The organism is Streptomyces sp. NBC_00162, assembly GCF_024611995.1.
In the GTDB taxonomy this organism is placed as follows: domain Bacteria; phylum Actinomycetota; class Actinomycetes; order Streptomycetales; family Streptomycetaceae; genus Streptomyces.
In genome coordinates, this window is the sequence record NZ_CP102509.1 from 287,599 (window position 1) to 299,643 (window position 12,045).

A 12,045-nucleotide genomic window follows, 5' to 3' on the forward strand; every position below is an offset into this window, starting at 1 on the left:
AGACCCTCCCCGCAGGTACCGCACCGAGATTGCCGCCGCGCACCTACGGGAAACCGAACGGCACGGAACATCGTCGGGGGCACGGCGCGTTGTACGCCGGTCTCAACCGCGGCCGCGTCGACGTCGCACGGCTGCGAGGACGCTGGCCGGGCTGCCGCTGCCCCGGGCCGCGGACGGGCGCCTGGTGCTCGCGGCGGACGTCAGCCCGTGGCTGCGGCCAGACGCGAACACTTCCCCGGACCGCTCGTTCTGCCATACGTATGGCCGGGGCAAGAACGAGCACCGGATGATCCCAGGCTGGCCATACTCGATCGTCGCGGCACTGGAGGTGGGCCGCACCTCCTGGACCGCATTGCTGGATGCGGTCCGGCTGGAGCCGGGTGCCGACGTCGCAGCGGTCACCGCCGTCCAGGTCCGCGAGGTCGTCGAGCGCCTGGTCACCGCCGGGCAGTGGAAACCAGGCGACCTGGAGATCCTCCTGGTCCTGGACGCCGGTTACGACGTCCAGCGACTGTCGTTCCTGCTGGCGGACCTACCGGTCGAGTTGCTGGGCAGGCTGCGGTCGGACCGGGTGATGCGCCGGCCCACACCACTGAGGATCTACGACCCGAACGGCGGGCGGCCGCCCAAGCACGGGGGCGAGTTCGTCTTCGGCCAGCCGGACACCTGGGGCGAGCCCGACGTCCGGACGGTCACGGAGACGGAGCGGTACGGCACCGCGGTGGCCACCGCCTTCGACCGGCTCCACCCAAGACTGACCCGCCGCGCGGCCTGGCTCACCCACCGGGACGAGCTGCCGATCATCGAGGGAACCGTGATCCGGCTCAAGGTCGACGGTCTGCCCAACGGCGCGGACCCCAAGCCGGTCTGGCTGTGGTGGTCGGGCACCGGTGCGGCCGAGGGCGATGTCGACCGGCTCTGGCACGCGTTCTTGCGCAGATTCGATCTTGAGCACACCTTCAGAATGATCAAGCAGACCCTCGGTTGGACTCGTCCGAAGCTCCGCGATCCCGAGGCCTCCGACCGCCGGACCTGGCTCGTCATCGCCGCTCACACCCAGCTCCGGCTCGTCCGCAGCTTGGTCACAGACCTCCGCCGCCCCTGGGAACGGCCGGCTCTGCCGAACAAGCTCACCCCGCCCGGGTGAGACGGGGGTTCAGGAACCTCCGCATGAAGTGCCCCCTGCCAGCCCGTGCGCCCAAACCCACCAAGCCGGGCCCCGGGCGCCCACCCGGCGTGAAAAACCGACGCCGGGCCACCGTTGAGGACGTCGGCCGGGTCCTCAAAACCGGCGAAGCATACGCTCGCCCAAGCCATCACAAGAAGGGCACCAAGAGCCCAGACGCGTCACGGGATACGCGACAAGCGCAGTGTTCCTGGATCAGGCGCGGAGCAGTGAGGCGTGGATGCGGGCGATGGCCCGCAGCACCTCGTCGCGGTTCTTGGCTTGCTGCATCCATGCGGGCAGGCGGGCCACCACGGTCATCTTCCGGCCGTGGTCGTGCCAGGGAATCCCTTCACGTAGCGGCGCCTGCACGAATCGCCTGATCAGGTCCAGGTGTTCCAGGTTGTAGGCCCATACCCACCCATGACGGGTCTCGGTCTGCAGCCACAGGGGGACGCCGAAGTGCGGGTCTGTGGCTGGCTCGTGCCGGTCCCGGTGCAAGGCCACACCTCCACGGCTCCATTCCTTCGCCGTCCCGCAGCTCCGGCAGACGAGACGCCTTCGAGCGAAGAGACCCTGGTCGTGCACTCCGGCCAGGTCTGGTGCTGTCCCGACGTGCGCGACCTTCTCGCAGCCGGGACAGCGCACGAGGACAGACACGAGGAAGTCGTACTTCGTGCTGCGCGGGTCCCGGAAACGATGGTGTGTGGAGCTCGGACTCATGAGACCAGTATGCGAGCCAAGCACCGAGGGCTCCCACGGGATAAATCTATCTAAGTCGGAGGTGGAATGGTCATGTACGTGACACATACCCATTCACCGGCCCTCAACGCCCACCTGAAGCACCCTTCCTCTTCGGGCGGCGGCCCCGGGTTACGACCGGAGGACCGGTCAGCGTACTTGGTGACAATCTCACCGTCCCGAACAGTCGACATCCCGACCTGGCGATCAAGGTCAACCCCCATGACGTCAACTACCCCACCAATATAATCAATGGAGTAGTTTTTTGCGACATCCGGATACTTTTCGAACACTGCCTGGATGTCATTAAAAAAGGCAGTGTCGTGAGTCGGTCCGATCTTCGGATTCGCCTTCATGGATACTCCAGGACGCCGGTGCTTGCCTGACCCCGCACGAGGCGCAGAACGCCTACTGACCAGTCACTCCACCATGATGCCCATTTGATTGCTACCGCCACTGGAGTGGACCGGGAAAGGCCGTCGCCCAATCGCATCCACTTGGAAACGGCCCCGGATGCGGCCCCATGCGATGCATCACGGCAAGAAGGTGGAAGGTCAGGCTGATCGGCGATACGGCAGGAGAGAAAAAGGCGATGTCATGCCGATCCACAGGTCTTGACTATGCCTCCCCCGCGCAGGAACTCGAAGATGCCGCCTACGCTCGTCGCGCGGCCGAGGGCTTGAGTCCGCCCGGGAGCCCTTCGCACGTCGACCGGGCGGACCGCCTTGTCTCCCGCTCACCACGCGACAGCAGAAGAGGGCCCGTGGCCGACTCCGGCATCCTGCCTGTCATCGAGGGCGTGCACCTTCCGGCCCCCGACGCCGAGGTCCGTGTGCCGACGTGCCCGGAGGCATCGTGACCTCGCCCGGGCGTGAACCGGATGCGGATCCCGTCGTGGCGCACCACGTGACCGCGGCCTTCCAGCCCGGGCCTCCCGGGGTGAAGGGCGCCTGGGCCGACGGGGCCGACGCCGAGCGGAAGTTCCGCGGCTTCCTGGGCACGTACGGAAGCCAGGAGGGCGTGCGCATTGTGCTGTGGGCGGAGAGCGACGGCGAGCGCGAGCGGCTGCGGACCTGGACGAAGGACCGCGGCCCGGTAATCCACCGAAAGGCCCCGCCTCACCGGGCTGGCAGCACTGGCTTGGTCCGGACGGGGTTCAGAAAATTCCGCCTCTAGGGCACAGGTGGACCCGTTGGCGTGGCGCGCTGGTGTGGGCGAGTAGCAAGAGCCGAAGCACCTACTCCCCAACTGAGAGGTATCCCGCATTATTGACTTTCACCGTCTGCAGGAACGACATGATTTCGGTCGCAGACGTGAGAAATGCCCCACCTTTGTCGTCAGCGCCGACTACCATTCCGACGACTCGCCCGCCCCCATTCACGCCCGGCGCGCCGCTGGAACCGGGCTCAGGCTCCAGCCTGGCGGAAATCATGGTTGCCTGCCCGGGCAGGTTGGCGACGCCGGTCAATTCGATCGCGTCGATCCTGCCAACGCGAACGGCATGGGGAGTGACCACCGCCACTTCCTCGAAGCTCACGAGCCGCTCAGGGCGAGTCTCGATTCGTAGCGCAGGGAGGCGTGAATCTTCAACTTGGAGAAGCGCAAGATCTTTATCTCGATTCGTCTTGTGAATAGCGGCCTCGATAATGCTTTGATCGTGGGCTTTCACATGGAGACTCTTACCGAACCCCACTCCGCCAAACTCAACGGCATGGAGCGCAGTCAGAATGTACCCCGGAGCGACGACAAAGCCAGATGCAACTGACATCCCGCCAACAACCAGTGTAACCACGGAGGCCTTGAGGGTATGGAAGACGGACTCAAGTGACCGTTCGGCTCCTGCGGCAATCTCGCCCGAAGATTGGGCGGCAATTCGAGACAAGGCGGCCGCACTCCCCTCACCACCGAAGATGGCTGCGAGTTTAGAAGCTAGATCCGGGTCCCCCAAAGCGTCGATCGCCAGCAGCGACGCCTCCTTTTCGCGCTCACTGCCAGATCCCAAGAGCTTGATGAGGGGCTCGACAGTCGCTACACGTTGCACCATGAGTTCCCGATCGGATTTCTTCCTATCTTGCTCTCTCTGGCGTTTCGCCAAGACATAAGTGGCCACTGCACCAATTGATGCTACGAGAAATCCGGCGATAATCCCCGAGACAGAGAATAGCTTATCCCAGGCATCTTTTCGCTTCTCCCGAACGACGCCTTTTACGTCTAAAATTTCGCGCTCAATATCGCCGAGAGTTGGGGAAGAATGCACAGGAATGGGGGTCGGTGTGGGCTGGAGTGACAACTGAGTCGCGTGCGAAATCCGCGCATATTCAGAACCAACCGGAACGGTTTCTGCGGGATTCCCAAGGAGTGCGATTATCACAAAGAGCGGCGCGATGGCGACTAGGGCGGGAAGGCTGGCTGCGCATCGACGTTCTCGCATTGGAATCTCCGTGCCCTCAAAAGGCCTGGTACACATGGGGCTTGCCGTCGGCTCCGGCAGTGTAACTGAGCGTCACTAAACCCCCTCGGACATCTCTGCGTGTGTGGCCATGGAACCCTCGTCCGGCCCTCGCGCTACCTCATGGCGGCCCCTGTACAACGTCGGGCGGTGGCGGTTCGAAGAGGAATACCGCAGGTTCGGAATACTGCCTCTCCACCAGTGCTGCTGGAGGAGACCGCCGGCACACGCTCATCGTGGTGAAGAGGTGGACGAAGGAGCGCGGTGAGGAGACCGTCCTCGCTCATGAGCCTCTGTCAGTGGGCTTCTCGGCACTGTCCGCCAATGCCGCCCGGATTGGCCTGCGGCAACTGGTTCGTTGAGATGGAGCGGTGTGTGGCTCCGGAGGGGCGCCGCCATCTACGTGTGCGGCTACATCGACGGTCCGTCGCCCGACCGGACTCATGACCGGGGCCTGGGGCCCTTCTTTCGGATCACACCCCGGCGGCGGTGCCGGAGGCCGGCACCGTGAAGCCGTAGAACTCGTGCCGTTCCCGGCCGTGGTCGTCCGGGGTCAGCCAGAAGGCGTGGCAGAGGCCGCCGGGCAGAAGCTCGGTGAACCGGGCGGTGAGGCCCGCGCTGCGGACAATGGACCCGTCGCCGCCGAGGTCGGTTCGCACTTCGACGGGGAGCTGGTCCGGGGAGCGGCTAAGGACGTGGTCCCGGTCCCAGGTGATTTCCAGGACGCGGGTGGTCGTCGGGTGGTGGCCTACGACAAGGTCGGCAGCTCCTGCCCGGGGGCGCCCTCGGGGCAGCCACTCGCACAGATCTGGCCGCACGGTGATCCGAAGGAAACGCCTTAGTACTCCAGCAGCGTTTCGCTATCTGCCCTGGTCAGGAGCGTCGTCGGGAGTGTAGTGGGCTGGTGGGGCGCCGGTGGAGGTCTTGGCCGAGTGCCCCACCAACGAGTGGAGTCGCCGCTGATAGTGGCAGTGGCGGGCCGTGGCCTGGCGTTGGCGGCGCCAGAGTGACCAGTTCAGCACGTGTGCGCGAAGCGTCCGGCCTGGTCGGCGGTTCGGGACGAGACGAAACGCCAGGAGCCGGCGGACTTCTGCCACGGTGAGCGGAGCCACGGCGCCGGAACCGTTTCTGCACCCCCTTTGCCGCCGCGTCGGCCGTCATGACCGCGAGGTAGGCATGGGCGAGCATGGCCAACGTGATGTGTCGATACCAGCCCACATACCGGCGGACCTCGTACTGATCCAGGCCGCACTCGTTCTTTGCGGCCTGGAAGCACTCCTCGATCTGCCAGCGCATCCCGGCGACCCGCACCAGGTCCTTCACGGACTTATCGAGCGGTGAGTAGGCGAGGAAGTAGGCGATTTCCTCAGGCTTGTTGATGCTGCGACGGGCCAGTGCCCACCGCCGCCGGACAGGTGCCTGGCCTTGGTGGTCGAAGTCGGTCACTGTCGGCAGCTCCAGCGCAGCCCAGTGATAGAGCCGAGGCCCTTGGCGCCCTCTCCGCACGAGATCCGCTCCCACACTTCGTCCGGAGCCTGGGCGAAGAGGTGGTCGATACGCGGACCGAAGACCTGCTGGGACTTGGGCACCGCGAGCACATAGCCCAGTCCTGACTGCTCCAGGGCCACGATCGGGGCTGGCGATCGGCCCGCGCGGAGCAGCGCTCTACATCGGGTTCCTTGACCCGGTCGGCAACACCGCGCTCGACGCTCCCGAGTTGCGGATGTCGGTCACCACCGGCCCCACCTACATCTGGGGCGCCATGTTCCCCGAATCCACCAGCACCGATTCCCTGCGCGACCTGCGTGGCGGCGAACTGCAGGCCGCGCTGCTCGGCCGATTCCGCGAGCGGGGCTGGGCCGAGCACACACTCGAGGTCATCGCCCAAGCCGACCCGCACAGCGTGGCCGGATTCCGCTTCAACGCCGCCTCCACCCGCGCGAAGGATCTCGCGCCCTGGCCTGCAGGTCGTATCACCGCACTGGGCGACGCTGTCCACGCCACACCGCCCACCGCCGGAATGGGAGCGGGCGCGGCCATCCGCGACGCCGCCAGCCTGCTCACGCACGTCAGCGCCGCCGCCGACGGCACCGCCACCCTCACCGACGCCGTGGACCAATTCGAGGCCGGCATGCGCCAGCGCGGCAGCGAAGTCCTCACCCTGGCCATGAAGACCGTCCGGTGGATCCTGGCCACAGACACCACACTCGGCGCCGCAGCCACCGTCGTGAGCACCCCGATTCTGGCCGCAGCCGCCCGGCTACGTCACTGACGAGCCGCGCGACGCCCATGCCCTGCACCCAGAACAAGGGGTCGCGCACGCGCACGGGCCGGTAGCCGGTGGGTCCAAGCTGGCCTAGGTCGTGTCCGATGGGTCGAGTGACGCTCCCGCTGGGAACTCGTTCCGTGGGACATGGGGCGGGGAGATCTTTCGGATGAGGAGTGGGCTCGGCTGGAGCCGCACTTGCCGGCGAATCGCGGGCGGGGTGGACGCTGGCAATGCCACCGTCGGGTCATCAACGGGATTCTGTTCCGGCAGCGGACCGGTCTCCCCTGGCGGGATCTGCCTCCCTGCTTCGGTAGCTGGAAGACGGTCCACGATCGTCATCGAAGGTGGTCGGCGGACGGCACGTGGGAGAGAATCCAGCGGGCCGTCCAGGCCGACGCCGATGTCGAGGGCCGGATCGACTGGAGCATGGTCAGCGTCGATTCCACGACCTGCCGCGCTCATCAGCACGGCCTCCACTCGTGCCCCGAAAGTCCCGGGTCGGCGCAGGAGCCCGGCGCGTCACCGCTCCGATGAGGGCCTGGGACGCTCGCGAGGCGGGCTCACCTGCAAGATCCACCTCGCCGGGGAAGGTGGGTGCCGCCCGCTCGGGTTTGTCATCACGCCCGGCCAGTGGGGGACGCACCGCAGATGATTCCCGTCCTGGAAGAGATCCGCGTGCCCCGGCAGGCTGGTGGACGACCACGCACCCGGCCCGACCACGTCGGGGGAGACAAGGCCTATTCGTCACGCCGCAACCGGCGTCACCTGCGCAGACGCCAGATCAAGCACACGATCCCCGAGCCGAGAGACCAGCGGGCCAACCGCCGGCGCCGCGGCAGCCAAGGCGGCAGACCCACAGGGTTCGACAAGACGATCTACCGCCGCCGCAACGAAGTCGAGCGGACCATCAACCGGCTCAAGAACTTCCGGGCCATCGCCACCCGCTTCGACAAGCGGGCGTACGTCTTCTACGGGACGGTCACCGTGGCCGCGATCCGCCTATGGCTCCGTCCGGAGTGAAGTGCCCCGTTCAGAGATCCTCGGCACCCGGGTAGTGGTGGCGAAGTTCGCTGAGTACGCGCTCGTCGACAGCCCTGACGTCCCACAAGGAGCTGTCGAATTCGGTCAGGACGAGCACCAGCTTGTCCCCGGCGAACCCACGTGCTTCGGCGTCGATCAACTGGAGGAAGGGTGTCGTCAACGACAACAATGTCAACGTGTCCATGCCGGCGTCGGCGGACCGTCTCTCCATCTCGACACAGCGAGGATCGACGATCTCGTCGAACTCGACGCACCACGTCAGGTCCAGGCCGAAGCTGCCGAGGCGAACCAGTAGCTCAGCCAGCGTCACGTAGTGCTTTCCGTGCCAGGCAGGAAACGTGATCCCCTTCATCCCCGCCTCTGCCTCGGCTGTATCGCGCGCCATGCGACCCCCTTCGTTCAGCGAACACTAGGCCACGGCCCTGATCAGCTCACACGACCCACCGGACAGCCCCTAGCCCACTTCGGCAGCCCTACCCATAGCCACTGAGACCGGGAGCTGCCACCAGCTGAACCCAAGGCGTGCCACGGCAAACCAGCCGCGGCACGCCGCACCCATGACTCAACTTCGGTGGAGCTGCGTCGCGGAGTTGAGCCAGAATCCGCACGCGTATACGGGTCCGTCCGCTGTTCGAGGCCGCGCCGGCCGCTGGCCGGGAGATCAGGGCCCACGCCGCGCGCTGCCGGGTCATCCTCAGGTGTACGAGATGCAGCACCTGGGCCGGGACCCCGCCGAGCTCACCGCGCTCGCCGACCATCTGTCGGCCCACGGCCTGACGCTGGAGATGATCGCCTGCCCCCCTCGCGGGGATGTATGACCAGTGGTCATGGGCAGCCGCTGTTCAGCTTCCTCGCCGCGATGGCGGAGACGGAGCGGGAGAACATCCGGGAGTCCACGCTCGAAGGGCTCGACGCCGCGGACCGAAAGGGCAGTGGGCACCTCACGCAACCTGTCAGACAGTCCCTACTTGCCGGCAGGCCCCGTCGCCTCCTCGACGATTGGGCGCGGCGAGGATGAGATCGGCCGCGTGGTGCGGGCAGGCAGGGGCGTGCCACGTCACCGACACAGGAACTCCCCGTCAGCGCTGAGAGTACGCGCCCCACCTGTGGCCGCACTGGCCTGGCAGAAGCCGCAGAAGACCACCTTCAAGGGGAGCAGGTTCGCCGAAGGGCGGCATCGTGTCGTCGGTTCCATCGTCTGCTCCTGCGGTACCGGCACGGGCGGGACCTCTCACCTACCCAGCGCGGCCACACCGCGCCATCACCACTGCCGGCCGTACGACTTCCCTGTACCTCGGCACGGCGGTCATGGGGACGTCCAGGCGCAGGCGTACGAAGCGCAGCGGATGTCTCCACGCACCTCGGTCGATGGCGGTGTCCGCGCTGGCTTCCGCAACCCGCTCGGGAAGAACCAGCATCAAGTCGTGGGATTCGCGGCTGTCCCAGGTGACCGTGGATCGTACGCCCATCCAGGATGGTCGGGCCGGCCTGGATGGGGTGGTCAGCGAGAGCGCGGGCGGCGTTGGTTCCAGGGGCGCTGTGCGGCCGACGGCGCGAAGCGTGCCATTTTGGCCGTAGCGTCCGAGGACGGCCAGGCCGACACATCTCAGTCCGTGAGGAAGGCACCTTCGCGGCAGGCGCGGCAGACGAAGACGTAGCCCAGCTGGCCGCCGAGGTTCATCGCGGTCTGCGAGGAGATCCCTTCCTCCAGATGCGCCGCGAATTCCATCGTGCCGGCGCAGGAGGGACATGCGGGCAGGCGGTCGTCCTCAAGGTAGGAGGGGCTGCCTGCGAGCGACCCGAGCACTTCGCGCTGCTTCCCGAACCGTTCTTCAGGTTCCCGCTTCCATCCCGAGCGGGCAAGGTCGTATGCGTCAGGCACGAGTTCGTCGTCGTCATCCTGGTCGTCGTACTCCTCGGGGTCGAGCGTCACGATCTGGGTACGGATAGCCGAGACGGCGGGCAGCAGCGTCACTCCCGTCTCGGGCACAGCCACCGGCTGCAGCTCCTCCCGGGGAAACAGGTAGACCCCGTTCGCGCCCGAAGCCGCGTCCCAGAATTCACATGCGCCCGGGTCGTTCTGGCACACGAACACCGACAGGACGCCGTCCTCGACGGGAAGATGGGCGAAGAACTGCAGCGGCCCTCCACAGAAACAACCGCACATGGGCCACGTGAATCCCGCAGGAGCCAGCGGCACGCCCCCGGTACGCGGGACATCGGAGTCGGCCAAAGCGGTGCCGTCGTAGATCATCAGAGTTGTCTGCATGGCGACAGGCTACGGGTGGCCAACGACATGACCGGTACGACCGGTCCCGCCATCGGCAGCCTCGTCGATCGCCTTCAGCAGGCGCACCGACCACTCCCCGTCCCGCCTTCTGGCGTGCCCGCCCTTGAGAATGCGCGGCGCCCGGCGCTGGCAGAACGGCCTGCGAACTCGATCGGAGCGACGTCGTGGCCGAGCTGCTGGGCATAGGCGACGGTATGCATCTGATGGGGGCGCAGGGCACGCTGTCGGTACGAGCGGCTAGGGTCACCCCTGGCCGGCGGGCATTGGGGCCCACCGGCGAAGGCAGGAGGACGGATGATGCCGGCGGGCACGCTGCGGTTCCACGGTCGTGCGGCACAACTCGCCGGGCTGGACCTGGAGATATCCAAAGAGGCCGAGGCGGTACTGGACCGCTTCGAGTCCGTGCACGGCCACGTTGTGCCCGCGTCGGTGCGCGAGTGGTTCACGCTGGCACAGGGCGCCGCCGTGCTGAGGAAGTTCAGCAACGACGACATGGTGTACGACGCCGAACGGCTGGGCCGGGAGGAGATCTACTACTGGCCCGAGGACAACGGCGACTGGCCCGACGACGTGGACGAACAGGAAGAACGGCCCTTCGACCCGGTCGGCTCCCTCGGTCTGCTGCCGTTCATGGTCGAGAACCAGGGCGTGTGGGTCATGGCCGTCCGCCTCGACGGCTCCGACGACCCACCGGTGGTGATCTCCTTCGACGACGTGACCCCGTCCGCCGCATGGCAGCCACATGCCGACCGCTTCTCGGACCTCGTCCACGCCCGGATCTGGGACGCGCCGGTCCACCTTCACGGCAAGCAGCTCGCTCTGCCCGGGGCACCGGAGCCGTCGGCCCTGCTGGAGGTACTCCGGCAGGACTTCACTCCCGGCCCGCCGACGGTCGACGGCACCCAGCGCCACTCCCGGAACGACGACCGCCAACGGGTGCTGCTGGAACAGTGGCGCGGACAATGGCACGCCACCGTGTGGGCGGCCGACGAGGCCGGGCTGGCAGCGCTGACGGCAGCCGTGGATCCCACAACGGACTGAGTACTGATCGCACGGCGGGCATGGGCCGGTGCCCTGCCCGTACAGCCCCGCCGCGCGCGACCCGATCACCACGCGGTCGACCGCGACGGGCGCCCGACCAACCCGACTGGTCGGGGCGCCGACCCGGTCAGCACCCGCCTCCAGACGCGGACGTCCCGCCGAGTGCGGACGCTGTAGTGCGTGCCGTTACCAGTCCCGGGCGGCCAGGAGCAGGACCAGCGCTTTGGAGTAGGTGGTGCCGAGCACGGTGGCCACCGCTTCGGCGGACGTGCCGTCGTCGCGCAGCGCGCAGGCGGTTGGGGTGAGTCGTGGGCTATGCCGGGGGACCGCTGGCCCAAGACCGCTCCACCGATCTCTTCACCATTCAGCGGCGCCGCAACCAATGCCTCTGTGCGGGAATCCCATCCGGCGCCACGGCCTGCAGGGGAAGAAGGGGCTGCCAGTCCTGGCTGTGCTCGTCACCGGTCCCGACGGCCTGTGCTGTCGATCGTCGTGGAAGTGCCGTCGGCACGTCGGTGGGGGGACCGGCCGGTGTGGGTGGGGGTACCGTGGCAGCGGGCGAGCTCTTGCGTGGCCCGGTGCAGGGCGAGCTCCATGGCGCGGGATGTTGTCAGGGCGCCGCTTCCGTCGGGCGGTACAAGCCATCGCAGGTCTCCCCAGCGGCAGTGAGGGGCAGGAGCGGCAATCCATCCTCCCCGGGTGATGTGGCGGGTGCCGCCACCGACCCAGTTGGCCCCAGGGTCGGGAGGCAGGAAGAAACCGACCTCACGCCGCCGGCCGTCCAGCAGTACAGGGCCGGGACCGACGCGAGGAAGGTCGTCGAGCATGTCCGCAGCGCGCAGGCCCAGGCACGCGGGAACGATCAGCACGTCCCATAGACGTCCGGCAGCTAATAGATGGATGCCGGCGCCGCCGCGGCGGCAGTCGCGCTCGTAGGCTTGCGGATCGTCGGCGGCGGCTGCCAACCACTCCATTGCCTTCGTCCACTGTGTCAGCGCCATCACAAACCTCTTGTGTGGGCGGGCTTTGTGAGCCCGGTAGTCAACGTC

Annotated in this window: 9 protein-coding genes and 2 pseudogenes; 5 read left to right on the top strand and 6 right to left on the bottom strand. The window is 67.1% G+C overall.

Annotation, left to right across the window (positions count from 1 at the left end; all coding sequences use genetic code 11):
- Nucleotides 1–65: 65 nt before the first annotated feature.
- Nucleotides 66–1,308 (top strand): annotated as a pseudogene (locus JIW86_RS01690) (NF041680 family putative transposase); the annotation flags it as partial.
- A gap of 73 nt (nt 1,309–1,381) precedes the next feature.
- Here JIW86_RS01690 and JIW86_RS01695 read toward each other — a convergent pair.
- Nucleotides 1,382–1,888: a hypothetical protein gene (locus JIW86_RS01695; protein WP_257552172.1), complete on the bottom strand. Its 507-nt coding sequence runs from the start codon at nt 1,886–1,888 to the stop codon at nt 1,382–1,384.
- A 912-nt stretch (nt 1,889–2,800) separates the two neighbouring features.
- Here JIW86_RS01695 and JIW86_RS01700 point away from each other — a divergent pair.
- Nucleotides 2,801–3,082 (top strand): hypothetical protein, encoded by a 282-nt coding sequence (locus tag JIW86_RS01700; protein WP_257552173.1) that lies wholly within the window; start codon nt 2,801–2,803, stop codon nt 3,080–3,082.
- 61 nt (nt 3,083–3,143) lie between these two features.
- Here JIW86_RS01700 and JIW86_RS01705 read toward each other — a convergent pair whose 3' ends face one another.
- The 3 genes from JIW86_RS01705 to JIW86_RS01715 all read right to left on the bottom strand — a co-directional run bounded on the left by JIW86_RS01705 (nt 3,144) and on the right by JIW86_RS01715 (nt 5,983).
- The gene (locus JIW86_RS01705; RefSeq protein WP_257552174.1) at nt 3,144–4,337 is read right to left on the bottom strand and encodes a S1 family peptidase; all 1,194 of its coding nucleotides are present in this window, start codon (nt 4,335–4,337) and stop codon (nt 3,144–3,146) included.
- 491 nt (nt 4,338–4,828) lie between these two features.
- On the bottom strand, nt 4,829–5,014 hold the full coding sequence (locus JIW86_RS01710) for a hypothetical protein (RefSeq protein WP_257552175.1): 186 nt from the start codon (nt 5,012–5,014) through the stop codon (nt 4,829–4,831).
- Nucleotides 5,015–5,797: 783 nt separating this feature from the next.
- On the bottom strand, nt 5,798–5,983 hold the full coding sequence (locus JIW86_RS01715) for a hypothetical protein (protein WP_257552176.1): 186 nt from the start codon (nt 5,981–5,983) through the stop codon (nt 5,798–5,800).
- Nucleotides 5,984–6,078: 95 nt separating this feature from the next.
- Here JIW86_RS01715 and JIW86_RS01720 point away from each other — a divergent pair, with 95 nt between their 5' ends.
- Together JIW86_RS01720 and JIW86_RS01725 are read left to right on the top strand one after the other, a co-directional pair.
- Complete coding sequence (locus JIW86_RS01720; RefSeq protein ID WP_257552177.1) at nt 6,079–6,627, top strand: FAD-dependent oxidoreductase; 549 nt, start codon at nt 6,079–6,081, stop codon at nt 6,625–6,627.
- A gap of 141 nt (nt 6,628–6,768) precedes the next feature.
- Nucleotides 6,769–7,644, top strand: a pseudogene (locus JIW86_RS01725) (IS5 family transposase).
- A gap of 10 nt (nt 7,645–7,654) precedes the next feature.
- On the opposite strand, the gene JIW86_RS01730 reads toward JIW86_RS01725, so the two are convergent.
- Together JIW86_RS01730 and JIW86_RS01735 are read right to left on the bottom strand one after the other, a co-directional pair.
- Nucleotides 7,655–8,050, bottom strand: a complete 396-nt coding sequence (locus tag JIW86_RS01730) for a hypothetical protein (protein WP_257552178.1) — start codon at nt 8,048–8,050, stop codon at nt 7,655–7,657.
- A 1,221-nt stretch (nt 8,051–9,271) separates the two neighbouring features.
- Nucleotides 9,272–9,934, bottom strand: coding sequence for a hypothetical protein (locus tag JIW86_RS01735; protein ID WP_257552179.1), 663 nt, complete (start codon nt 9,932–9,934; stop codon nt 9,272–9,274).
- A 315-nt stretch (nt 9,935–10,249) separates the two neighbouring features.
- Here JIW86_RS01735 and JIW86_RS01740 point away from each other — a divergent pair, with 315 nt between their 5' ends.
- Nucleotides 10,250–10,996 carry a hypothetical protein gene (locus JIW86_RS01740; RefSeq protein WP_257552180.1) on the top strand — a complete coding sequence of 249 codons (747 nt, stop codon included), beginning with the start codon at nt 10,250–10,252 and terminating at the stop codon, nt 10,994–10,996.
- Nucleotides 10,997–12,045 lie beyond the last annotated feature (1,049 nt).

Coding starts and splice junctions, on each gene's coding strand:
- JIW86_RS01695 (WP_257552172.1), bottom strand. CDS start 1,888: ATGAGTCCGAGCTCCACACACCATCGTTTCCGGGACCCGCGCAGCACG.
- JIW86_RS01735 (WP_257552179.1), bottom strand. CDS start 9,934: ATGCAGACAACTCTGATGATCTACGACGGCACCGCTTTGGCCGACTCC.
- JIW86_RS01720 (WP_257552177.1), top strand. CDS start 6,079: ATGTCGGTCACCACCGGCCCCACCTACATCTGGGGCGCCATGTTCCCC.
- JIW86_RS01730 (WP_257552178.1), bottom strand. CDS start 8,050: ATGGCGCGCGATACAGCCGAGGCAGAGGCGGGGATGAAGGGGATCACG.
- JIW86_RS01740 (WP_257552180.1), top strand. CDS start 10,250: ATGATGCCGGCGGGCACGCTGCGGTTCCACGGTCGTGCGGCACAACTC.
- JIW86_RS01705 (WP_257552174.1), bottom strand. CDS start 4,337: ATGCGAGAACGTCGATGCGCAGCCAGCCTTCCCGCCCTAGTCGCCATC.